This window comes from Njordella calcicola (genome assembly GCF_056494125.1).
The window spans coordinates 5,821,350-5,844,486 of sequence record NZ_CM151396.1; the positions used below are offsets into that span (position 1 = coordinate 5,821,350).

Genomic DNA, 23,137 nt, shown 5'->3' on the forward strand with positions numbered 1-23,137 from the left:
GACAGTCGAAGGTCAACGTCGGTTCGTTCGCTACTTGGTACGCCAAACAGGGTCAACGTGGGAATCGGTCGGTTTGGGCCAGCGAACCAACGAGACTTTTTGGCGAGTATAGAATTGTATCCCTTCTTTGCCTTGAATGTGCAGGTCTCCAAAGAAAGATCGGTTCCAGCCAGTGAACGGAAACCATGCCATCGGAGCGGGGACGCCCACATTGACGCCGATCATTCCGGCATTGAAATGCTGTTGAAATTGGCGTGCGGCATAGCCGCTCTGCGTGAAAATCACTGCTCCATTTCCGTATTGACATTGATCTCCCATTGCGATTGCGTCTTCGATGGTGTTGACACGAGCGATTGACAAAACGGGGCCAAAGATTTCTTCTTTGACTACGCGCATGTCGGGTTTGACTTGATCAACAATGCTAGGCCCAATCACGTAACCTGGACCAGCGTGTTGGCGGCCATCGAGGGCAATCGACGCGCCGTCTTGTTTGGCAATATCCAAATAGCTTGCGATTCGATCGCGGTGTTCCTGCCGAATCACTGGCCCCACGTCAATCGATTCATTGCCATCGCTAGGCCCGACGTTCAATTGTTTCGCATGAGCTACGAGGCCCGCGACGATTGGGTCGCCCGACGAGCCGACAGCTACGGCGACGCTACCCGCCATGCAACGCTGACCAGCGCAACCATAGGCGCTAGCAGCCAGCGCTTTTACGGTTTGGTCGATGTCGGCATCTGGCATGATGATTAAGTGGTTCTTAGCACCACCAGCAGCTTGTACTCGTTTGCCATGGAAGGTCCCTGTGCGGTAGATATACTCGGCCACGTTCGTCGAACCGACAAACGAAATTGCGGCCACCTTAGGGTGTTCCAGCAACGCTTGCACGCAGTCTTTGCCTCCGTGAATAGCACTGAAAACCCCTTCGGGTAGGCCTGCCGCCAGCAGTAGTTCAGCCAAGCGGTTGGCTGAAAGCGGCGTCTTTTCCGAAGGCTTGAGGATAAACGCGTTGCCACACATGATCGCAACTGGAAACATCCACATCGGGACCATCGCAGGAAAGTTGTAAGGCGTGATCCCAACACATACGCCAACTGGATGACGAACGCAAGTTGCATCTACATCTCGCGCGATATTCGGTAGGATCTCACCTGATAGTAAGCTTGGGATACTCGACGCGAATTCGACCATCTCGATTCCGCGATTCAGCTCCGCACGTGATTCCGCTAACGTTTTGCCATGTTCGCGTGTTATCAAAGCAGCCAGCTCTTCGAAATTTTTCTCTAGCAGATCTCGATAGCGAAACATGATCCGAGCCCGCTCGATCACTGGAGTGGCAGCCCAGGCCGCCACCGAACTTGAGGCCGCTTGGACTGCTTTGTCAACGATTGCCGGGTTGCTCAGGGGCACAAGGGCAATGGCTTGCGCGGTCGACGGGTTATAGACCAACTCGTGCGTGGCTGCGTCGGCCACTTCCCATTGCCCGCCAATTAAATTACTCACATGCGGCAAATCGACGGACGTTTGGATCATGAATGCACTCGCTCTTTTTTAGAATATGGCGGAAAAAAAATGGACGAAATTTGTATTGCCTAGTGGTTAGCATAATAAAAGAATGTATCCTCAAAAGATGAGTCGCGGAAATCATTTCTCTCCAATCCGCGTTTTTTTGGTCGCAACGATAAAGGGGTAGTTTTGTCGTGGCAACTGACTTGTCAGGGTTTCAACCTTGTTCGTAACGGAACAAAGTGGTTACCTTGCAGCAAGAAGATTAGACCAGTGAAGTTTTATGCCCCTTAATCTGTGGCATGCGTTTAGAAAGGTTGCAATCGAGTATGGCTCGAATAGTCCGTGGTGCATTGATTCAAGCGACGACCTGTGAACCCACAACGTCGCCCGTGGCCAAGATCAAACAAGCAATGATCGACAAACATGTGGCGATGGTTGAAAAGGCCGCTAGCGACGGTGCACAAGTATGTTGCTTGCAGGAACTTTTCTATGGTCCTTATTTCTGCGCCGAGCAAGAATTGAAGTGGTACGAACTGACCGAGCGTATCCCTGACGGCCCCACGACGAAGCTTATGATGGATTTGGCCAAGCGATTGAGCATGGTCATGGTCGTGCCCATCTACGAAGAAGATCTGACCGGAGTCTACTACAACACAGCGGCGGTCATCGACGCGGACGGTTCGTACCTAGGCAAGTTTCGCAAGATTCACATTCCGCATTGCCAACCGGGTTTCTTTGAAAAGTTCTACTTTCGCCCAGGAAACCTTGGTTATCCTGTCTTCGATACACGCATTGGCAAAGTCGGTGTCTATATCTGCTATGACCGACATTTTCCAGATGGAGCCCGCTGCTTGGGGCTTAACGGAGCGGAGATTGTCTTCAATCCTTCAGCGACCGTAGCAGGACTGAGCGAGTATCTCTGGAAGCTGGAGCAACCAGCCCATGCGGTCGCCAATCAGTATTTCGTCGGCGCGATTAATCGACCTGGCTGGGAAGAACCATGGCGGATCGGCGAGTTTTACGGACAAAGCTATTTCTGCGACCCTCGCGGACAGTTCGTGGCGGCATCCACCAAACGCGATGAAGACGATATTGTCATTGCAGATATGGACTTTGATCTTATTCGCGAAGTGCGTAACACTTGGCAATTCTTCCGCGATCGACGACCAGAAACGTACGGTGCGATCGTTGAACCATAGCCACGAGTTACATCACGAAGCCACCGCGTTACATCATCACGTGCAGCCTAAATTGCTGTATGGTCTGGATGATCGTCCGCCCCCCCTGCGGACTTTGATTCTTGCGATGCAGCACATCTTGACGATGTTTGGTTCGACGGTGGCAGTCCCGCTGCTGTTTGGTCCCATGCTGTGGCCGATTCCAGATGGTGTCACTGCCGAGCTTGCCTCGCAACTACAAGAACTTCGTTTAACGAATATCGCCTTGCTGATTTCCAGCGTCATGCTGTGCAGCGGTATCGCCACATTTATTCAGTCCACGTTTGGTTCGAGGTTGCCGATCATTCAAGGCGTATCGTTTTCATTCATTGCAGGTTTCACAGCGATCATCGCTACGGTTCAAAGTGCGAGTGCTCCTGATTGGTCCTCCATTGAAAGCGGAGCCAACGTGGCGGATTTGGTGGCGCAGTGGCAAGCGGCAGGAGCCGGTGGGATGCGAGCGATTGCTGGTGCGATTATGTTGGTCGCTCTTTTCGAGATCGTTGTCGGATTCTCAGGTGTGATGGGCGTCCTAAGGAAGTACTTATCCCCAGTGGTGGTTGGCCCTGTCATCATGTTGATTGGGCTGGCTTTGTATACGGTCGGTGCAACCACTGCCGCTTCGCACTGGCCGATCGCAATCTTGACCATGGCGGGCATCATCACCTGTTCTTTGGTGCTATCGAAACATTATCGTTGGTTTCAACTGTTCCCGATGCTTTCGGCGATGTTTTTGAGCATGGTCGTATGCGGCATAGGTACCGCGATGGGCGTTTTCACACCTGGAAGTGCGGCCTATGTGGACTTCAGCGCAGTCCAGCAATCGCAGTGGGTACGTACCACTTCGATTTTGTTTCCTTGGGGGTTACCGACCTTCAGCTTGGCCGCAACGATCACTATCCTGGCCGCATATTTGGCGTCGATGATCGAATCTTTTGGCGACTATCACGCTTGCAAGAATATGGCGGGCGGAGGAGATCCTACTCCCAAAGAAATTTCACGAGGGTTGGGAATGGAAGGCATCGCTTGTGCGCTGACGGGTGTTTTCGGAGGTTTTAGTTCGACCAGTTATAGCGAGAATATCGGCTTGGTAGGTCTAACCAAAGTCGGCAGTCGGCTAGTGGTGCAGACCGGTGGCGTGATCTTGATTGTGCTTGGAATTATCGGCAAGTTCGGAGCATGTGCGGCCGCGATTCCTAAGCCTGTGGTCGGTGGTCTGTACTGCGTGCTCTTCGGTTTGATCGCTGCAGTAGGAGTGCGTCAGTTCTCCAAAGCGAATCTGTCCAGCGACCGAAATTTGCTGATCGGTGGCTTCGCGATTTTTATGGGTTTGAGTGTTCCCTATTACTTTAGCGCAGGGACTGGCAAATCTGACATCAGTTGGATGCCAGAACTATCACAGAATTTGCTGTTAGCCATTTGTTCGACCGGCATGGCGGTAGCCGCTATCATAGGTCTGTTACTAGATAACTTGATCGCAGGCACGCCAGAAGAGCGAGGTTTGCATGAATAAGCTTCGCATGATGGGTCAGCGGCGTGAGCAGATAAGCCTGCCATCTTCCGCTCACCTTCAAGCAATACATCGCTGCATGGGGCCGCAAACAAAGCGGACTATTGGCGGTTCAGTACGCAGTTCGCTACTCAGTCAACTTTTAGCATAAAGAGAGCTCTTGTATGGCATCTGTCAGTAATCCAATTACATTGCCGATTTGTGACCATCATCCGACCCCGTACAGCGGGCCAACGAAGTCGGAGGTCATTGCACTGCGCCATCAGTATGTCTCACCTGGCGTATTCACGATCTACAAAGAGCCATTGATGATCGTCGAAGGGCACATGCAGTATTTGTGGGACGAACAAGGGACTCGCTACTTGGACGCTTTTGCTGGGATCGTCACGATCAGCGTTGGCCACTGCCATCCCAAGGTCGCGGCCAAGGTGCAAGAGCAAGTTGGCAAGCTGCAACATACGACAACAATCTATTTGCATCCCACCATCGCTCAGTTCGCTGAGAAGCTCGCAAGCAAAATGCCTGAAGGCTTGAACCGAACTTACTTTACCAACAGTGGCAGCGAAGCGAACGAAGTTGCTATTCTTTCCTCGCGGGAGTTTACAGGAAACAGCGATGTCGTAGCGATGCGAAATGGCTATCATGGCGGCACATCCGCGACGATGGGAATCACATCCCATGGGACTTGGAAATTCAAATCCAATCCTCAGGTCGCTGTCTCCCACACGCATCCCGGATACTGTTATCGATGCCCGTACAATTTGTCGTATCCTTCTTGCGAGCTGAAGTGCGCACACGACATCAAAAATGTGATCCAGTACCAAACCTCCGGCGAGATCGCTTGTTATATCGGCGAGCCGATTCAGGGCGTGGGGGGGGCCGTCACGCCGCCTAAAGAATTTTTTGAAATTGTGTATGGCATTGTTCGTGCCCACGGTGGACTGTGTATTGCGGATGAAGTCCAAGGTGGATTTGGCCGCACAGGAACACACTACTGGGCTCACCAGAACTGGGGTGTTAAACCCGACATCATTACGATGGCCAAAGGTATCGGCAATGGAGCGCCACTGGGAGCAATGACGACGACCGAAGCGATCTCGCAGATGATGAAGCACCGCATCCACTTCAATACCTTTGGTGGGAATCCAATCAGTATGACGCAAGGACTGGCAACCCTGGAAGTGATTGACGAAGATGGCATTCAAGAGAACGCGAGAGTTGTTGGTGGCTACATGAAAGACCAACTGCTGGCGCTGATGGACAAGCACGCCATCATCGGCGAAGTGCGTGGCATGGGCTTGATGCTGGGTGTCGAACTAGTCACTGATCGCAAATCCAAACAACCAGCGACAGCGGCCGCCGCCAGCGTGATGGAACTGATGAAACAACGCCACGTATTGCTAGGCAAAGGTGGCTTGTTCGGCAATACCTTGCGTATCAAGCCGCCGATGTGCATAACAAAAGACGACGCATTTTATTTAGTTAGTATGTTAGATGAAGCTTTGACAGAGGTTAGCTGCAGCCATGCCCACACTTGAAACGACCGTTGATGGAATGAAATTGCCCAATCCGTTTGTGATTGGATCTGGTCCACCGGGTACCAATGCCAACGTGATATGTAAGGCTTTCGACGAAGGCTGGGGGGCGGTAATTTGCAAAACCGTTAGCCTCGATGCCTCGAAGGTCATCAATGTCCAACCGCGATATCATCGCTTGCGCAGTCGCGAGAGCGGAGAGATATACGGCTGGGAAAACATTGAACTGATTAGCGACCGTCCGTTTGAAACTTGGATCGAAGAATTCAAGATGATCAAAGACAAGCATCCGTCCGGTTGCTTGATTGCGTCGGTCATGGAAGAGTACAACAAGGACGCTTGGCAAGAGATGATCGGTCGCTGCGAAGAGGCCGGCGTGGATGCTTTTGAGCTGAATATGTCGTGCCCTCACGGCTTGCCAGAACGAAAGATGGGAGCCGCAATGGGGCAGAGTCCTGAGATCTTGCGCGAGGTTTGCGGCTGGGTCATGGAAGTTGCCAAAAAGCCGGTTTGGGCAAAGATGACGCCGAATGTAACGCACATTGAAGACCCTTCACGCGCGAGCTTGGAAGCAGGCTGCCAAGGGCTCGCGGCGATCAATACGATTCGCAGCGTCATCGGCGTTGATCTGGAAACCCTGCGGCCAGAGCCCAGCGTGGAAGGATACACCACGCCGGGTGGTTACTCCTGCCAAGCGGTTCGTCCCATCGCATTGCGGATGTGCATGGAAATATCCACGATGATTCGCAGCGAGTTCCCTGGACGCAGCTTAAGTGGCATTGGCGGTGTTGAAACGGGCGAAGACGCAGCTCAATTTATCTTATTGGGTTGCGATACCGTTCAAGTCTGCACCGGCGTCATGAAAATGGGATACCGCTGCGTTCAGGATATGTGCGAACAATTGCTCGGGTTCATGGAAAAGCATAAGTTTGAACGCTTGGAGGATTTCCGAGGCCACTCGCTGCAATTCTTTACCACGCATGCAGATTTGGTGCGTCGACAAGCAGAAGCGCGAGCAGCCAAGAAGGCCGCCTTTGAACGCAAAGCGATGATCAAAGCAGATGCGGAGTGGGACGGAGATGACTTCGTTGACCAAAGCGACGCACTGGCTCGCGGGTAATTATCTAAGTGTAGTTCGGCGTTGGCGGACGATAGTTGGTCAGATCGATTGAGCGGAACCACTCAATCGTTTTGGCCAACCCCACTTCCAGTGGAATCGTCGGTTGCCAACCAAGGTGCTTACGCGCCAATGTGATGTCCGGCTGGCGTCGAGTGGGATCGTCCGGTGGCAAAGGTCGCTTCTCTAGAACGCTCTTCGAACCAGTCAACTTCAAAACCTGCTGGGCAAGTTCACCAATCGTGAATTCGTCCGGATTGCCGATATTGACCGGCCCTATAAAACTATCGGGACCGTTCATCAACCGAATGAAACCCTCAATCAAATCATCGCGATAGCAGAATGAACGCGTCTGCTCTCCTTCACCGAAAATGGTAATCGGTTGATTCGTCAACGCTTGTCGAATAAAGGTAGAAACGACGCGACCATCGTAGGGGTGCATTCGCGGACCATAGGTATTGAAGATTCGCACAATGCGGATATTCACCTTGTTGGATCGGAAGTAATCCATGAACAACGTTTCGGCAACGCGTTTGCCTTCGTCGTAGCAAGAACGGATGCCGATAGGATTCACGTTGCCCCAGTAGGACTCCACCTGCGGATGCACTTGGGGGTCACCATAGATTTCGCTCGTGCTGGCCAGCAAGATCTTTGCACGGCAACGCTTCGCCATGCCGAGCATATTGATCGAGCCCTGGACCGAAGTCTTAATGGTCTTGATGGGATTGTATTGATAGTGACCTGGAGCTGCTGGACAAGCCAAATGATAGATTTGGTCGACTTCAAGAAAGATTGGCAACGTGACGTCGTGACGAATCAACTCAAAGTTCGGATACTTCAACAGGTGTTCGACGTTCGATTTTTGGCTGGTAAAGAAGTTATCAAGACAGATAACATCATGGCCTTGAGCAATGAGCCGTTCGCAAAGATGCGAACCTAAAAAACCTGCGCCACCGGTTACAACGATCCGTTCGATTCTTGCCATGCGAGAGCTCCTAAAGAATTTCTCGCCAGTCTAACGCAAACTAGACGATTGTCCTACGGCTAATGGAACGTAGAAAGGACGCTGATTGCGGACAATGTAAAACTTCGTGGTCGGCAAACGTTCGAGGTCGTTATTGGATAAAACCCAATTCAAGGCCTTCCAATTGGGCGTTTGCCAGTTCAAGATCCCGACGATGGTGTCACCAACGGCAAGCTTTTGCTGTGCTGCGGGGGAATTTGGGCGTATCTCTGTGATCCTTAAGCCACCCTGGTACGATTCAGAGGAGGTGCGGACCGCGTCTGCGTTGACCTCGACCAACCGCAAACCTAATTGCTTCCAGGCAAGTTCCGATTCAATGGCCATATTTTGTTTTGGCAAAACACTGGAACCGGTTTGAGTCAGCTCCACAGTCTCAGTGACAACTTTTCCATCACGCTGCAATCGCACTTCTAATCGATCGCCACTACTGCGGCCCAGCAACGCCAGTTCTAATGCTAAGCGAGCTGGAGCCTTGCTATCAGCCACCGCCAACAAAATATCCCCTCGATGGACATTGCTGTCCCCTGGTTGCTTGAGGCTGCTAGCGGTTTCCGTTCTGCGACTGGAGGTGAGTTGGACCTCGTTGAAGCGAACATTCTTAACTTTCCAGCGGACAGTATGTTCATCAAAGAAGCGTTCTAGTTCGATGCCGTGGTCGATTGGCTCATCACGATTGGCCGCAGCTAGTTTCGCCATCACTTCCACTGCTTGGTCGATAGGAATCGCGAAGCCGATCCCTTGGGCACCAACACGAACAGCCACGTTGATCCCGATAACCTCACCATTGACATTCAAAAGCGGGCCACCAGAGTTGCCGGGGTTAATGTCCGCGCTGGTTTGAATCAAGTCGCGATATTCCTGAGACCCATTCACTGGAACATCGCGATGCAGCGCCGAGACAACACCGACGGTGACTGTGTTTTGGTAACCGAACGGGTTACCAATCGCAATGACGGTCTCCCCGCGGTATAGATCGTGGCTGGTGCCGAATGGTATCACAGGTAAATCTTCGTTGGCATCGACTTTGATCAATGCTAAATCGGTATCGAGATCGTAATTCAACATCCGAGCGATCGACGACTTGCCATTGGGCAAAGTGACCTCGATCTTGGGGACATCCTGCACGACATGCAGGTTGGTGATGATGTATCCACGTGGGTCAATGATGACGCCCGTGCCCATCCCGCTGACTTCTTGTTTGACGGTCCCTGCACCAGTCGTGGTGGTGGAAATTGTTTTGTTGCCTTGAATGTTGACGACGGCCGCTTCAGCGCGTTCGATCGCCACTACAATGGGCGAGCGGCGGTGGGCTAATCGATCACTGCCCTCTAGATTTACCGAGTAGGGTAGAACTGGCAGCACATCTTGGCTGGAATTCGAAAAAACAAAATCGTCCGCACGGCTGGTCTGCGACAGTGTTGGTTGGACCGCTAAAATACTTGCGATCGCCATACCTACCGAGGGAAGAAGGCGTCGGACTTTTCCCTGGTCGCGTAGTGAACTCATGCGTGATAGGTCTTGTTCAGGGTTCAGCCATTTTCGACCGCAATATCTGCTCTGCATGAACCGGCCATTACGCTGGTTACACAAAGTCAAAGTGCGGTAACAACTGTCCTAGCATCGGCCAGTCCTTGCCTGACTCATGACCGCCGAAAATTGCGTGGGAATAAACGACCACTCTTGCCTATCCCCCCGAATCTGCAGCCTCGTATTGCGATAAGGGTAACTGCCGTAGCCTGAAAGCGTCAGGCTACTGCGGTGTTGTGCGAAATGGACAAACTTCCTGTGTGCTTTAATGGCAGGCCAATCGCGGCCGAGTATCTACTGTTTGCAGTCATTCGCACACTTGCGGTCATCCGCTTGGTGGGGTTGTGCGGCTTGTAGGAGGCAAGAATGGGAATCGAACTGCGATTTACCGAAATCGCTTTGCTAATTCGGAGCCTTGCGCTATGGTTTCGCATCGCCAAGTCGAATGCAGGCAAATCTGCTCACTCGCAGCGAGTTCAACCCAAACAACAATGGTTCTTGCAGGGAACTTAACTGGAGTTTTCACAGATGAAGATCATCAAACTATCATTCGCCAAAATCGCGCTTGCTTTGTTGGCGTTCAGCAACGTTGCCATGGCTGCGGATAACGATTCCCAGCAAAACACCGTGACTGTACCAGAGACACTTACCATCATTGCGCCGTCAGCGCAAACGATCACGCACGATGAGACCAGTGCGGCTCAAGCGTTTGCTCCTCAGGCGTGGCAGGTTTCCGCTAACGCCGCAGCGGGCGTCACGGTGACTTTCTCGACCGCGACAGCTTTCGTTCACTCAACCAACAACGCCTATAAGCGAGACGCTCGTCTAGACCTTGCGTTAGGTGCTACCTCCGGGCCGGGCCAATGGACCGTGACAACTGCCACTGACCAAACTGATTTCGCAAGTTCGGACGAAGAAGCGTCTGTGGTCGGCGCCTCCGATGATGCAGGCAATGCTACCTTCAATTTGACGGTCACCTTCATCACCGACGAGTACGGTGTCTTCGCTGCGGGCGACTATAATATGACCGTTGTCGGAACTGTTGTTGCAAACTAAATTGCAAGCTAACAGCCACTTCTTTAGCTGGCTAACTGTGCGCAAGTCCGTTAAATGAGCGGTTGTTCGGAATTCCGAAGATCTCTCTTGCGGACTTCCGATGCATTTGGATACAGGAGCCATATTCTTCCGCCATTTTAATCGGTTTTGCAAACTAACCCGATGCGGCGGAAGCGGTTCAAAATCAAGTCGCCGACACCGGTCACTTGGTTGGTGAGGTTGTTCCTTGATCCAGCGCGCGATTCACTGCTTGCTCATGCTTGCTTTATTAAGCGATTTAAGTGGGTGCGCGCGTCGACATGAAATACGCAAGCAATCGGTAGAAGAACTATACAGCGAAGCCGTACGCGCTTCGGCCAACCGTGAGTTCCGCAATGTTCAGTGCGATGAAATGGTCGGCTCTTCCGCCTCAATGATTCTCGACAAGCCGAACTCTAACACGGCTCCGGCGGCATTGTCCGAAGAGATGCTACCGGTCCCAGTCCCCTTGAACTTGCCACTGGGAACACGAGCTAGCATTACGGATCAGGTTGAGTTGGCTAACTTTCAACAGCCGGTGAATACCAACGCGCTGATATCGGAGCTTTTTGAGCAGACCGATATTCGAGAAGCGATTCAGATTCTTGCTTCGTATACCGGCGATTCGGTTGTCATTGACGACACCATTGGCGGAGTCACTTCGGCTCAGATTCAAAACGAGCCCTTCGAGCAAGCGCTGCAAAAAATCCTGCTGCCGCTGGGGCTGGAGTACGCGAAAAACGATGGTACTTATATCATCGCCCCTCCAAACCCTGACTCTCCACTGTTTCGATATATCAGCACTCGGACCAGCTACGCTCCGAAATACCATAAGGCGACCGAGTTGGTTGAATTGTTGCCTAGGCGCACGACGCGATACTTTCAAGTTTCCGATCATCGTAATTTGATTGTGATCGATGCTCCCAAGAATGCGAGCGAAGAGATATTGAATCGACTGCGTGAGTTGGATCAACCGGTACAGCAAGTCGAACTGGAGGCGATCGTTTGCGTAAGTGCGCCTGACAAAGGCTTTCGTTTCGGTGTTGATTGGAATCATGTTGTTCAAGTCGAAGGGCTCGATTCCATGCGTCTTGGCATCAGCGGGCTCGCCTTTTCGGGCAGTGGCAGCGGGCGAAGTGCTCAGAATGCCTTTTCCGATTTCGCAGTCACCAGCGCCTTCATTCGCTTGTTAGCACAGGAAGGTTACGTCTCGATTCGGGCAGCCCCGCGCGTGACGACTAAGGACAGTGAGAAAGCAACTATTTCTATCAATCGAGAGACGTTCTTTAGTCTTCAGCCATCCAATGCGAACGTGCTGTTTCGACAAGACGTACAAAAAGTCGAAGCAGGCATCAGCCTAGATATTACACCTCGCGTTCGTGGCAATCGCGTTTCGGTCGAGATTAGCAAGGCAGAGGTCAGCGAAGACATCCGTTCCAACGAAACGGCCAGCAATCTAGCGCTGAGTCCTTACCCGATCATCAACCGTCGCGTGGTCACAACCAATGTCGATGTCAACGACGGGCAGACGATTGTTATCGGCGGCTTGGTTCAGCGCCAAACGATTGATCGAGTAAACAAAGTCCCCTTCTTGGGCGACATTCCATTGGTCGGAAATCTCTTTCGAACCGTAGACCAACAAGAGCAAGAAGCCGAAGTGGCAATCTTCATTTCACCCCGAATTGTACCGCTTGAAATTAGCGAATAAACCTTTGGCAAATCGGATAAAGACGTAATGCAATCGACGATCACTCTCAATCGACAACTGTTTCTCTCCCTGCGTTGGCCAACGTGCCAAGTGCTGCTGTTGTTGATCCTGGTGGTGCTTCCGTATGAATCTCTGCGTGCGCAGGATTCCCGTATATCGGTGACGGTTCAAGAAACCTTCAAACCCTCTTTCCGGGTCGAACCTCTTGTCCAGCGCGTCTCGGGGCGTCGCGGCGAGGTTATCCCCTTCCGCTTTATGGTCGAATCCTCTAGCCGCGATGCGGACATTGAAATTCTGCCTATTACGCTCAAGCAAGACCTTGATGGCAAAGTCCTGCACGTGGAAGGTAAGCCAGACCAGGAAATATTACAGTTAAGTCGCACGGGGATGGAGCGTGTCAAAAGGGACACACCTTATTTTATCGAAGGGGTGATTCGCGTTCCCGGAGGCAACACCGATTTTTATTCCTTGGGCATCATGATTCGCGAACTGGGACAAGGAAGCAATGCCGGGGGGCAAACCGCCGCAAACCAAACCAAAGCTGGCATCCACTTTGTGACGCAGTACATCGTGAGAGTTGACTTGGACGTGCAAGGGGTACCCGGAGAAGCGGCCACGGTGCTTCAAATCGCCGATGTCAATATTGTCTCGATTGATGGCTTGCCGCGACTCATGGCCATCGTCAAAAATGATTCAACCTCTGCGTTTGAATTCTCTATCAATGCCAGGCTGTACAGTTCTCCCACCGATCGCTCCTTCAACCGTATGAAGCTGGTGATGCCCGTCCGTGCACCGTTGGGTGATGACAGCCGCTATGTAGGTCGACTGTTTCCGAAGTCTGCGGTTCGCATGGTGGCTCCTATTGATGAAGGTGTGCCTTCAGGAGAGTACAACGTGGACTTGGAATTGATGGTCAACAACCGCATGGTGCGGCGCATCACCGTCCCGATCCAAGTCGATTCCATGCGTTTCCCAGCTCAAGAGGTGAAGACTGCTTCAGTTGGCCAGCGACTCTCGCTATCGCCTGGTCAAATCGAACTTTCTCAAGTACGCGGTGGACAACGTCGCTCGATGTTGGAGTTCATCAACTCGGGCAACCGCGCTCAAACCATCACGGTCAGTGCCATAGATGACCAAGGCGCTCCGATACCTGATGTAATGATTCAGCCTGACACGTTTACTTTAGCTCCTAACAGTCGGCGTCGAATTTCATCTAGCTTGCGCAGCAACCGTGAACCGTCGTCCAAAGTGATTTATGGCAAGCTAGCTGTTGTCAGCCGCACGGATGGCGAAGCATTCGATCGCAGCGGGCATGTACCCCTGGCCGTTATCTACGAGAAATTAGAACAGCCTAAATTGCAACTTGAAGCCCTGCGCTGGGTCATGCAGCCAGATCGACCGATGTTTCGAACGACTGTACATAATCAAGGTGAATCGCATGTGCCCGTTAATGCGAAGCTCACTATCTTGTCGGAAGCAGGACAACGCTGGTCCATTGTCGCTGGATTTGGCCGCTGGCTGGAGCCCAATTCCTCTTTGGATTTGGACTTCCCATTGCAGCAAATGCTGCCACCTGGCAACTATGAACTACACTGCGAAGTCTTCGGTAGCGGCGAGCCGGTGAAGAATAAGCAACTGATCCAAGTCGGCGAGAATGCGCCAAGCATTCCTGTCAGCAAATAGCAAATCGCTTTCAGCCCAACTCAACGCTGCGCTGCGTGGCTCGCGTGACCGCTTCGATCAACGCCGAACGCACGCCTTGCGCTTCCAAGACTCGCAGTCCTGCAATAGTAGTGCCGCCGGGAGACGTGACTTGATCTTTTAAAACCGCAGGATGCAAATTGGATTGCTGTACCATTTGCGCTGTCCCCAAGACAGTCTGCACCGCTAAGGTAGTAGCTATATTGCGAGCGAGCCCGTTGGCGACACCGGCATCGATAAGGGCTTCGATGATCAACAAGATGTAAGCTGGGCCAGAACCTGACAAACCAGTCACTGCATCCATTTGAGCGTCGCTGACATGCACAACTTTGCCGACGGTTCCAAAGAGTCGCGAGGTGGCTTGCAACTCCGCATGATCCGCTGGTAAATCCGAAGCCAAAGCGCTGACGCCGCTCGCCACTTGTGCGGGCGTGTTGGGCATGACGCGGATCACGTTGGCAACACGAAACCAAGATTGAAGTTTGGCCAAGGAGATTCCCGCGGCTATCGAAATCAGCGTGTGTTCTTTGGTGAGAGCAGGAGCGATCTTCGCCGCGATACTAGGCAACACTTGCGGCTTAACAGCCAGCAAGATCCGTTTGCTGGCCGCGAACAGATCAGCCGCTTCGGATGTTACTTGGCAACCTGGAAACAGCTCGCGCATTTTTTGCAACTGCGCTGGCACGGGATCGCAAAAGCATAAATCGGAAGCATCGATCAACTGGCCCGAAACCGCTCCGGATGCCAATGCGGTTGCCATTTGGCCAGCGCCAAGAAATCCCAGTTTGTCGCTCATTTGTCGTTGGTTCTACTTCGATATCTAAGTTTGGTCATGTGTCACATCCCGCAGTGGTCGCATACCCTATATATACACCGCCCGGATGTTGATGGAACCAGAGGCCGCATCAGGAACGTGTGTTTATCTTGCATAATTCCATTCCGGTTGGACATATCGTGAATCTAATAATTGGACCGCTTTGGATTCCACTTGTGATTTGCTAGGAAATAAAGCCCAATCCTCATCAGCCGCAAAAGCGACCCGCAGTTGTCTGACTATTTCACCGCGGCTGACGGGAATGTTGGTGATGAAATCGCCGTGGCTGCGACCGTGGCGATACTCGGGCTGACGAGCGGGCTGACCGAGCAACTTTTCCACCAGCGCAATATCCATACTGTAGAGCAGCGTGCCATGATACAGCACCGCATGCCGCTTCAATCGCAACGCGTTCCCTGAGAACTTTTTACCTTCATAAGTCAGGTCGCAGATGCCTTCGCGTTTTGCTTCAACACCACAAGCGGTAGTGGCGACCAAGAGTTTGTCCATCACATAGTTATGCGCATTGTCAATCATGGCCAACTCTGGCCTGTGGTCGATCGACAGCACGGCGGAATACATTAAACAACCAGCACCCGCCAGGATGGTTGAGCCTCCAGAGCAGCGGCGAAGAATTGGAACATCAAATGCATCGCAGTTCGGTCGATTGGCTTCTTGGTCGGCCATCGACGAACGCCCAAGGATCACGCTGTAACATGGCATATCCCACACGCGCAGCGTTTCGCAAGCTGGGAAACCGCTATTCTCGGCCAGTTCTTCGACAACGTCCAGCATTGCTTCATCGTACGCCAGGTTTTTTGCGGCGTGATCGCTGGAGAAATTCCAAAAGTACATGAACTGTGGCCTTGCGTAGTGGGGCTGATGAATGCGGCGAAAACAAGTAAACTGATGCGGCGAAGAACCGATGTCCCACACCATTTAAGGATCAACATTATGAAGGCTGCATTTATCAAGGAAACCGGCGGTCCTGAAAAGATCAACTTCGGAGAACTTCCCGATCCCATCCTCGGTGCCCAACAGGTTTTGGTGCGTGTTCGCAAAGTCGCAATCAATCCGATTGACACTTATATTCGCAACGGCGCCAACTATTGGCCACTCACATTCCCATTCATCATAGGTTCGGATTTCGCAGGCGAAGTGGTCCAAGTCGGCGAGGGAGTAGATCAAAATAAATTTGGCTTCTTGCAACCTGGAGTCCGTGTTTGGGGCAGCAACCAAGGGCTCATGGGCCGCCAAGGTGCATTTGCGGAACTGATTGCCGTCGACGCCGACTGGCTGTATGCAACCCCCGACAACGTCAGCGATGAAGAGGTCGCGGCCTGCGCGCTAGTGGGCATTACCGCTCAGCTCGGGTTATTCGAGCATGCCATGTTGCAGCCCGATGAGAGCATCTTTGTGCGCGGTGGTTCTGGCGGCGTAGGTTCGATGGTCGTGCAGATGGCTGCCGCAGCCGGTGCCCATGTGATCGCCTCCGCAGGCAGTCCAGAGAAAGCAGAAATATGCCAAGCGTTAGGTGCTGCGCATGTGATCCAGTACAAAAACGAAGACGTTGTCGCTGCCGTGCAAGCCGTTGCACCCGCCGGCGTAAACGTCTTTTGGGAAACTATGCGCACGCCGGACTTCGATCAAGCCGTTGCGATCATGAGCGAGCGAGGATGCATGGTCTTAATGGCTGGCAGAGATGCCCGCCCTGAATTCCCCGTCGGGCCGTTTTACGTCAAGGGATGTTCGCTGCTTGGGTTTGTCATGTTCAAGGCCAGTCCTGATGAGCAACGACGGTGTGCTGATCGCATCAACGAACTGCTGAGTACGAAACGTCTTCAAGCTCGCATTGACCGCGTTTTGCCACTTAGCCAAGCGGCCGAGGGCCATCGCTTGCAGCAAGCGTCAACCGTTGGTCTGACCAATGAGCTGTCAGGCAAGATTGTGCTTTCGGTCTAGCGTTTCGGCTCTGGCCAAACCTGCCGGTTCTACTGGGGCCAAGCCAATTGAGGAGCAAAATTTTCGCTTTGGACCCATCTCAGCGTAGTTCGGCGGCTCCTTTGCCGCTACAATAGGGGCTCCCGCCATCAACGGCCTGGAATCGCGATCCAGGCTTTTCTGTCCCTTCCTCTTGCGAAATCACCAACGCTCCATGAAGCTTGCAATCTTGCACTTGTTCAGCCTTGTGGTTTTGCTGCCAGCACTCGCCGCTTGCGCTTGCGCCGACGACAACGAGGCTGACTCTACAGAACTTCGTTTATCACACAAGCTGCAACAGTATTGTTCGGATTGCCACGTAGGCAGCCAAGCGTCCGGGGATTTCGACCTTGCTCAACTGCCCCAATTGGATTCTTCATCCCCTGTCGACACGACCGCTTGGGAAAAGATTATCAAACGCTTGCAAGCTCGTCAGATGCCACCAGTGGATGCAACGCGGCCGACGGAAGCGGAGTACCAGCAGTTCATCAGCGGTCTGGACCAAGAGCTCGATCAACTCGCCCAGCGCTTCCCCAACCCTGGCCGTACACCTACTCTCCGACGCTTGACCAGAACCGAGTACCGTCGCACCATCGCAGATTTGCTCGGCATCGATTTCGATGTCGCCCAATGGCTGCCCGAAGATCAAAGCAGCCATGGGTTTGACAACATCACCGTCGGTGGACTGTCACCGACGTTGATCAATCGTTATTTGACAGCCGCTCAACAGATTTCGCGCCATGCGGTGGCCAGCGTCCAGCGGGTCCCCTTCGGCTTAAACGTGCGGGTGCCAGCCGATCAAACGCAAGAGGAGCATGTGGCCGGACTGCCTCTGGGGACGCGTGGCGGTGTTCTGGTCAAACAGTATTTCACGCTTGCAGGTAAGTATGAATTCCAAATCAAGTTGGCTCGCGACCGCGATGAAATGGTCGAAGGGCTCACTCGCAAGCACGAGATCCATCTTTTGGTCGATCGCCAAATCAAGCATCGTTTTGTAGTCGAGCCTCCGAAAATCAAAGATGACTACACGCTGGTCGATGCAAACTTGATTGTGCGTTTAGACATCCCAGCCGGCTTGCACGAGATTGGCGTTACCTTTCCCAATACTTCCAATGCTTTGCTGGAAATCAAACGCCAGCCGTTTGACGCGAGCTTTAATCGACATCGACACCCTCGCCAATCACCAGCCATCTTCGAATTATCGATGGTAGGGCCATTTGAGCCAGTTCCCGGTAGCAACGCCGAGAGTCATCGGCGCATATTCGGTGATATCGTGAACACTGAAGCGATAGAACACGCCGATGCGCCGAAAGTGGCTCGACAGATTCTGTCCCGTTTGATGCGAATCGCCTACCGTCGCCCTATCCTGGAAGCGGACTTGCAACAGCCATTGAAGTTCTTTCAGGAAGCCTACGGAAGCCAGCACAACTTCGAAGCAGGGCTCGAAGCCGCACTAACGGCGATCCTGGTTAATCCAAATTTCTTGTTCCGCATTGAAAAAGAAAGCCAATCTACAGCAGACAGCACGGTCGCATCGATCAGCGATCTGGAGCTTGCCTCACGGCTTTCATTCTTCTTGTGGAGCAGTTTGCCTGACGATGAATTGCTGCAGTTTGCCGAAGCGAAATCTTTGCGTGACCAAGAGGTGCTCAACCAGCAAATCACAAGAATGCTGCAGGATCCGAGAGCCTCTGCATTGACAGAAAACTTCGCATCACAATGGCTGTACCTAAAGAATTTGGATTCGATTCAGCCGGATATGCGTCTGTTTCCAGACTTCGACCATAACCTACGCGAAGCGTTTCGAAAGGAGACTTTGTTGGCCTTCGAAGCGATGATACGAGAAGATCGCAGTGTAGTGGATTTGCTTAGTTCAAAAACGACCTACTTGAACCAGCGACTGGCCAAGCACTATGGCATTCCAGGGGTGCTAGGCAGTCATTTTCGCGAAGTTGCGTTGGCCCCTTCCATGCATCGCGGAGGCTTACTGCGGCATGGCAGCATACTGACGGTAACTTCTTATGCAACGCGAACTTCTCCAACCATTCGCGGCAACTGGATCTTGGAAAACATCCTTGGCACGCCCCCCCCTCCGCCTCCTCCGAATGTGCCCGCTTTGAAAGAAAAGCAAGACGCAGAATCGCTTTCGGTTCGCGAACGCTTGGCCGTCCACCGTGAAAACGAAGCTTGTGCGGTTTGTCATGACCTGATGGACCCGATTGGCTTTGCCTTGGAGAACTATGATGCAATCGGCCGTTGGCGTGTCTACGAGGACGAGTTGGCGATCGATGCGACGGGAGTTTTGCCGGATGGGACCCCTGTTGCGTCGGTGGATGATTTGGAGGCGGCTATCCTTCATCATCAAACGCTGTTCGTCACGACGCTGGCTGAAAAATTGCTGACCTTTGCCTTGGGCCGTGGCGTGGAAGCCCACGATGGCCCAGCCATTCGCAAGATCGTTCGTCAATCGGAACGGCAAAACCATCGTTTCTCTGCTTTGATTCAAGCCATCGTCTACAGTGAACCTTTCCAAATGCGATCCTTACTCCCCTACCCCCACGAGGCCCAATGATGTTTGGAACTCCAAAAGCATTACCACGTCGTACGTTGTTACGAGGAGCAGGTGTCGCGTTTGCGTTGCCGCTGCTCAATGCCATGGTGCCAGCTATGACGGCTACCGCCAAGACGGTTGCCGATCCGTCGCGACTCAAACGGTTAGGCTATGTTTATGTACCGATGGGCTTTAATCCTGCAACGTGGACGCCCAGCCAAGATTCGCTGGAGCAATTGCCCTTTGCACTGAATTCCTTGGAGCCGGTCAAGCGGCAGGTGACTGTCATTTCGGGGATGGAATTGCAGAATGCCTATCCCGGTTCCCACGCGACCTCGAACGCTGCGTTCTTAAGTGCTGCACGAGCGAAAAGGACGGAGAGTTCTGATTACTTTCTGGGTGTGACCGTTGACCAAATAGCCGCCAAGCATCTAGGGAAAGATTGCCAAGTGCCCTCGCTGGAGTTAGCGATGGATCTACTAACAACCGTTGGCCAGTGCGATAACGGCTACGCTTGTGTATATCAGAACAACTTATCGTGGGCTTCACCCACCACACCGTTGCCATCGGAAGCGCACCCGCGTTTGGTATTCGAAACGCTGTTTGGCGAAGGCGGGTCAAATCAGGACCGTCGACAGGCGATGCAAGCGCGAGCCAGCTTGCTGGATAGCGTCACGGAAGAATTGAAGCGACTGTCCATTGACTTAGGTGCCGACGATCGCAATCGATTGGACGATTATTTTGAAAGTATCCGAGAGGTCGAACGTCGCATACAAGCTGCGGAAGCGAACATTGACGCCAACCCGTTGCCTGATCTCGATCGACCGGTGGGAGTGCCTGCGGCATATGCCGACCATGCGCGGCTGATGTTCGACTTGCAAGCGATTGCATTCCAAGGGGACATTACACGCGTCGTGACTTTCCAATTGGCGCGAGAGGCGAGCACGCGAACTTATCCGGAAATTGGAGTTCCCGACCCACATCATCCCATCACGCACCACGGCGGCAGCAAAGAGAAACTGGAGAAGGTCGCTAAGATCAACCAGTTCCATGTTTCGCTGTTTGCAGACTTCTTGAAAAAGCTAGACTCCATTCCAGAAGCAGGTGGAACACTGCTGGATCACTCTCTGTATATGTACGGCAGTGGCATGGGCGATGGCGACGCACATGACCACACGAACTTGCCAATTCTGGTCGCTGGCGGGGCCGCTGGAAACATGAATGGCGGTCGCCATTTGCGATTTGATGAAGTCACACCATTGGCTAACTTGCACTTAACGCTGTTGAACAAGATCGGGATGCAACTTGACTCGTTCGCGGACAGCGATGGAGAGGTCGCGGCGTTGTTCAATGAAGTCTAACTTACACCAGCGGGCTCAAGCGATGATTCATTCAAGCTGGCTTACAACTTTCGGGCGCATCGCGGTGTTCTGCTGGTGCTGTATCATGCTGGAGCGATCGCCAGCGCAGCAGGTGTCGCCTTCGACAACCCACGCCAGCGACATTTTGAAGCTGGCGGAAAGTGGTCAGTGGCCGCAAGTTGCTACGATGTTGGCAGCCGACCCCGGCTTGACCCAATTGCGCGGCCCCGACGGCATGACCGTGCTGCACTGGGCCTGTTATCGCGATAGCTTGAAGGTGGTAAAGCTGTGTTTGCAAACGGGAGCGATTCCCGATGCAGAAACGGAATACGGGATCACGCCTTTAGCGATTGCTTGCGCCAGCGGACTTACCGAGACGGCGAGAGTTCTCTTGAAATCGCAGGCCGCAGTCAATAAGAAAATTGGTAGCGGTGAAACACCTTTGATGATTGCCTCGCGGTTGGGAAAGCCGGATTTGGTAGAACTGTTGCTCGCGAGTTCTGCTGACCCCAACGCTGCGGATGGCAAGGGGCAAACCGCGCTGATGTGGGCCGCGGCCGCTGGGCACAGTGAGGTAGTTAATCAACTTCTAGCGGCAGGAGCTGACCGAGATAAGACTCTACCCTCGGGTTACAATGCACTTCGATTTGCTGCTCGCGAAGGCCAGATCAATGCCGCTATGGCGTTGATCGATGCTGGTGCGGCGATTGACGAAGCGATGGAGCCTCGCAATACATCGGGCCGAGCTCCTCGCAAGGGCATGACCGCTTTGATGTTGGCTGTCGAGAGTGCACATTTTGAATTAGCAGTGAAGCTTGTGCAGCGAGGAGCCGATCCGAATGACCAACGCAGCGGTTATACTCCTCTGCATGCATTGTCTTGGGTGCGACGAGCCGCCTTGGGAGACGGCGTGGACGGCGACCCTGAACCGCGCGGCAGCGGCCACCTTACCAGCCTGCAGTTTGTCGAAGAGATGGTTCGAGCCGGTGCAAATGTGAACTGCCAATTGACGTCCGGCTCAGGTGGGCAAGCGAAGGTGAATCCCGCAGGTGCGACGCCTTTTCTGTTTGCGTCGAAAACGGCCGACCTTCCGCTGATGAAAACGCTGCTCAAGATGGGAGCCGACCCGACCATCGTCAATGACGATGGCACCAATGCAATAATCGCTTGTGCTGGCACCGGTGTGTTGGCAGTTGGCGAAGAACCCGGCGATGAAGCGGAAGTGCAAGCCGCGATCCGGCTGCTGCTTTCCTTGGGGTTGGATATCAATGCCAAAGATAAGAACGGTGAAACAGCGATGCATGGTGCCGCTTATCGTAACTACCCTGAAACGGTGGCATTCATCGCACAGCAAGGTGCTGATCCAGAGATTTGGAATCAACCCAACCGCTGGGGAAGGACTCCAATTCACATCGCCCAGGGCAAGCGACCTGGCTCGTTCAAGCCGTCCCCGGAAACGATCGCCGCCCTCGAACAAGCTTTGCAGGGCAACCGCTCACATCCATAGATATACTTGATCTCAACAACGCTTTTTCTGTTCCGCCTTGGTCCTTCAACCCCTTGAGACTGATTGATGGTTTTTCGAATCTCTGCTGCGATCTTTTTATCGATTCAGCTAACGGCCCTTTCCCTTGCGCAGTTGCCACCAGCCATTTCCTTAGTCACAGGCAGTGACCTGCCCAGTGGCGATGGGCTCGCGGCCAAGTTTCCTGGCGATGACAAGATCGAAAGTCATCCGGCGGTGATCTTTGCGGATAACTTTGAATCCGGAGCGATGGGGAAGAAGTGGGATGAGACCGGCAATCCAGGAGGCGAAGTGCTCTCGCTGGTCGATGAATCAGCGGCCCTCGATCGGCTTGGCAAACATTCGCTGAAAGTAACAGCCACGCTTGAGAAAAATACTGGCGGCGGTTTCACTAAGTGGTTTGAGTCATCGGACAAGCTCTTTATCCGTTTCTATACCAAGTTCGATGCCAATTGCGATTACGTGCACCACTTCTGCACTCTGCGAGCCAACAAATCGTTGCAGGGCAGCGAGCGTTGGAGCGGCTTTGGCGGCGCGGGCTTATTGCCTAAAGGCGACGAGCGGTTCTCAACTGCCATCGAGCCTTGGGGGAATTGGGGCCAGTGGACGCCGCCGGGACAATGGAACTTTTATAGTTATTGGCACACCATGAATGCCAGCCCCGACGGTAAGTACTGGGGCAACGGCTTTCGTCCTGAATCCCAGCCCAACATTGAACGTGACAAGTGGATTTGTGTCGAAATGATGATCATCCACAATACGCCTGGCCAAGACGACGGGCAGCAAGCGTACTGGATTGACGGTGAGTTGCGAGGGCATTGGACCGGTATCAATTGGCGCACGAGCCCTACGCTCTTTGCCAATGCCTTTACACTCGAAAGCTACATTACCGATCGTTGGACCAAGCAAAGTGTCGGTATCGTTTACTTTGACAATGTCGTAATCGCCAAAGAGTACATTGGTCCATAAGCTTCTGACTGTCCG

The 23,137-nt window shown here is 52.9% G+C and carries 18 protein-coding genes; 13 read left to right on the forward strand and 5 right to left on the reverse strand.

Annotated elements, in window-relative coordinates:
* Window positions 1-30: 30 nt before the first annotated feature.
* Window positions 31-1,533, reverse strand: coding sequence for a CoA-acylating methylmalonate-semialdehyde dehydrogenase (locus tag SH302x_RS22405; RefSeq protein WP_479364985.1), 1,503 nt, complete (start codon window positions 1,531-1,533; stop codon window positions 31-33).
* 302 nt (window positions 1,534-1,835) lie between these two features.
* On the opposite strand from SH302x_RS22405, the gene SH302x_RS22410 reads away from it, so the two are divergent.
* The 4 genes from SH302x_RS22410 (at window position 1,836) to preA (ending at window position 6,891) form a co-directional block, all read left to right on the forward strand.
* The gene (locus tag SH302x_RS22410) at window positions 1,836-2,708 is read left to right on the forward strand and encodes a nitrilase-related carbon-nitrogen hydrolase (RefSeq protein ID WP_479364986.1); all 873 of its coding nucleotides are present in this window, start codon (window positions 1,836-1,838) and stop codon (window positions 2,706-2,708) included.
* On the forward strand, window positions 2,689-4,239 hold the full coding sequence (locus SH302x_RS22415) for a uracil-xanthine permease family protein (protein ID WP_479364988.1): 1,551 nt from the start codon (window positions 2,689-2,691) through the stop codon (window positions 4,237-4,239). Before SH302x_RS22410 ends, SH302x_RS22415 begins: the two co-directional genes overlap by 20 nt.
* A 161-nt stretch (window positions 4,240-4,400) precedes the next feature.
* Window positions 4,401-5,774 carry an aspartate aminotransferase family protein gene (locus SH302x_RS22420; protein WP_479364990.1) on the forward strand — a complete coding sequence of 458 codons (1,374 nt, stop codon included), beginning with the start codon at window positions 4,401-4,403 and terminating at the stop codon, window positions 5,772-5,774.
* Window positions 5,761-6,891 carry an NAD-dependent dihydropyrimidine dehydrogenase subunit PreA gene (gene preA, locus SH302x_RS22425; RefSeq protein ID WP_479364992.1) on the forward strand — a complete coding sequence of 377 codons (1,131 nt, stop codon included), beginning with the start codon at window positions 5,761-5,763 and terminating at the stop codon, window positions 6,889-6,891. Before SH302x_RS22420 ends, preA begins: the two co-directional genes overlap by 14 nt.
* Window positions 6,892-6,895: 4 nt before the next feature.
* On the opposite strand, the gene SH302x_RS22430 is transcribed toward preA, so the two are convergent.
* Both SH302x_RS22430 and SH302x_RS22435 read right to left on the reverse strand, forming a co-directional pair.
* Entirely contained in the window at window positions 6,896-7,873 is a 978-nt protein-coding gene (locus SH302x_RS22430) for a UDP-glucuronic acid decarboxylase family protein (RefSeq protein WP_479364993.1), read from the reverse strand.
* A 30-nt stretch (window positions 7,874-7,903) separates the two neighbouring features.
* Entirely contained in the window at window positions 7,904-9,418 is a 1,515-nt protein-coding gene (locus SH302x_RS22435; protein ID WP_479364994.1) for a trypsin-like peptidase domain-containing protein, read from the reverse strand.
* 387 nt (window positions 9,419-9,805) lie between these two features.
* Here SH302x_RS22435 and SH302x_RS22440 point away from each other — a divergent pair, with 387 nt between their 5' ends.
* From SH302x_RS22440 to SH302x_RS22455, 4 genes are all read left to right on the forward strand, one after another.
* Window positions 9,806-9,952 carry a hypothetical protein gene (locus SH302x_RS22440; RefSeq protein ID WP_479364995.1) on the forward strand — a complete coding sequence of 49 codons (147 nt, stop codon included), beginning with the start codon at window positions 9,806-9,808 and terminating at the stop codon, window positions 9,950-9,952.
* A gap of 15 nt (window positions 9,953-9,967) precedes the next feature.
* Window positions 9,968-10,495: a hypothetical protein gene (locus tag SH302x_RS22445; RefSeq protein WP_479364996.1), complete on the forward strand. Its 528-nt coding sequence runs from the start codon at window positions 9,968-9,970 to the stop codon at window positions 10,493-10,495.
* 256 nt (window positions 10,496-10,751) lie between these two features.
* The gene (locus SH302x_RS22450) at window positions 10,752-12,221 is read left to right on the forward strand and encodes a secretin GspD/PilQ domain-containing protein (RefSeq protein ID WP_479364997.1); all 1,470 of its coding nucleotides are present in this window, start codon (window positions 10,752-10,754) and stop codon (window positions 12,219-12,221) included.
* 27 nt (window positions 12,222-12,248) lie between these two features.
* Window positions 12,249-13,904: a hypothetical protein gene (locus SH302x_RS22455; protein WP_479364999.1), complete on the forward strand. Its 1,656-nt coding sequence runs from the start codon at window positions 12,249-12,251 to the stop codon at window positions 13,902-13,904.
* Between the two features lie 10 nt (window positions 13,905-13,914).
* On the opposite strand, the gene proC is transcribed toward SH302x_RS22455, so the two are convergent.
* On the reverse strand, window positions 13,915-14,718 hold the full coding sequence (gene proC, locus SH302x_RS22460) for a pyrroline-5-carboxylate reductase (RefSeq protein ID WP_479365001.1): 804 nt from the start codon (window positions 14,716-14,718) through the stop codon (window positions 13,915-13,917).
* A 123-nt stretch (window positions 14,719-14,841) separates the two neighbouring features.
* Window positions 14,842-15,591, reverse strand: a complete 750-nt coding sequence (locus tag SH302x_RS22465; RefSeq protein ID WP_479365002.1) for a lipoate--protein ligase family protein — start codon at window positions 15,589-15,591, stop codon at window positions 14,842-14,844.
* A 99-nt stretch (window positions 15,592-15,690) separates the two neighbouring features.
* Here SH302x_RS22465 and SH302x_RS22470 point away from each other — a divergent pair, with 99 nt between their 5' ends.
* From SH302x_RS22470 to SH302x_RS22490, 5 genes are all read left to right on the forward strand, one after another.
* Complete coding sequence (locus SH302x_RS22470; RefSeq protein ID WP_479365003.1) at window positions 15,691-16,698, forward strand: NADPH:quinone reductase; 1,008 nt, start codon at window positions 15,691-15,693, stop codon at window positions 16,696-16,698.
* Window positions 16,699-16,891: 193 nt separating this feature from the next.
* Entirely contained in the window at window positions 16,892-19,288 is a 2,397-nt protein-coding gene (locus tag SH302x_RS22475) for a DUF1592 domain-containing protein (RefSeq protein ID WP_479365004.1), read from the forward strand.
* Complete coding sequence (locus SH302x_RS22480) at window positions 19,285-20,628, forward strand: DUF1552 domain-containing protein (RefSeq protein WP_479365006.1); 1,344 nt, start codon at window positions 19,285-19,287, stop codon at window positions 20,626-20,628. Before SH302x_RS22475 ends, SH302x_RS22480 begins: the two co-directional genes overlap by 4 nt.
* A complete protein-coding gene (locus SH302x_RS22485; RefSeq protein ID WP_479365007.1) occupies window positions 20,618-22,135 on the forward strand; it encodes an ankyrin repeat domain-containing protein in 1,518 nt (505 codons plus the stop codon). The genes SH302x_RS22480 and SH302x_RS22485 overlap by 11 nt, the downstream gene beginning before the upstream one ends.
* Window positions 22,136-22,201: 66 nt before the next feature.
* Window positions 22,202-23,122 (forward strand): hypothetical protein, encoded by a 921-nt coding sequence (locus SH302x_RS22490; protein ID WP_479365008.1) that lies wholly within the window; start codon window positions 22,202-22,204, stop codon window positions 23,120-23,122.
* Window positions 23,123-23,137: the final 15 nt, after the last annotated feature.

Excerpts from the sequence above, each read along its gene's own strand:
- SH302x_RS22430 (WP_479364993.1), bottom strand. The coding sequence starts at position 7,873 with ATGGCAAGAATCGAACGGATCGTTGTAACCGGTGGCGCAGGTTTTTTA.
- SH302x_RS22435 (WP_479364994.1), bottom strand. The coding sequence starts at position 9,418 with ATGAGTTCACTACGCGACCAGGGAAAAGTCCGACGCCTTCTTCCCTCG.
- SH302x_RS22485 (WP_479365007.1), top strand. The coding sequence starts at position 20,618 with ATGAAGTCTAACTTACACCAGCGGGCTCAAGCGATGATTCATTCAAGC.
- proC (WP_479365001.1), bottom strand. The coding sequence starts at position 14,718 with ATGAGCGACAAACTGGGATTTCTTGGCGCTGGCCAAATGGCAACCGCA.
- preA (WP_479364992.1), top strand. The coding sequence starts at position 5,761 with ATGCCCACACTTGAAACGACCGTTGATGGAATGAAATTGCCCAATCCG.
- SH302x_RS22410 (WP_479364986.1), top strand. The coding sequence starts at position 1,836 with ATGGCTCGAATAGTCCGTGGTGCATTGATTCAAGCGACGACCTGTGAA.
- SH302x_RS22480 (WP_479365006.1), top strand. The coding sequence starts at position 19,285 with ATGATGTTTGGAACTCCAAAAGCATTACCACGTCGTACGTTGTTACGA.
- SH302x_RS22470 (WP_479365003.1), top strand. The coding sequence starts at position 15,691 with ATGAAGGCTGCATTTATCAAGGAAACCGGCGGTCCTGAAAAGATCAAC.
- SH302x_RS22405 (WP_479364985.1), bottom strand. The coding sequence starts at position 1,533 with ATGATCCAAACGTCCGTCGATTTGCCGCATGTGAGTAATTTAATTGGC.
- SH302x_RS22465 (WP_479365002.1), bottom strand. The coding sequence starts at position 15,591 with ATGTACTTTTGGAATTTCTCCAGCGATCACGCCGCAAAAAACCTGGCG.
- SH302x_RS22450 (WP_479364997.1), top strand. The coding sequence starts at position 10,752 with ATGCTTGCTTTATTAAGCGATTTAAGTGGGTGCGCGCGTCGACATGAA.
- SH302x_RS22490 (WP_479365008.1), top strand. The coding sequence starts at position 22,202 with ATGGTTTTTCGAATCTCTGCTGCGATCTTTTTATCGATTCAGCTAACG.
- SH302x_RS22420 (WP_479364990.1), top strand. The coding sequence starts at position 4,401 with ATGGCATCTGTCAGTAATCCAATTACATTGCCGATTTGTGACCATCAT.
- SH302x_RS22475 (WP_479365004.1), top strand. The coding sequence starts at position 16,892 with ATGAAGCTTGCAATCTTGCACTTGTTCAGCCTTGTGGTTTTGCTGCCA.
- SH302x_RS22445 (WP_479364996.1), top strand. The coding sequence starts at position 9,968 with ATGAAGATCATCAAACTATCATTCGCCAAAATCGCGCTTGCTTTGTTG.
- SH302x_RS22440 (WP_479364995.1), top strand. The coding sequence starts at position 9,806 with ATGGGAATCGAACTGCGATTTACCGAAATCGCTTTGCTAATTCGGAGC.
- SH302x_RS22455 (WP_479364999.1), top strand. The coding sequence starts at position 12,249 with ATGCAATCGACGATCACTCTCAATCGACAACTGTTTCTCTCCCTGCGT.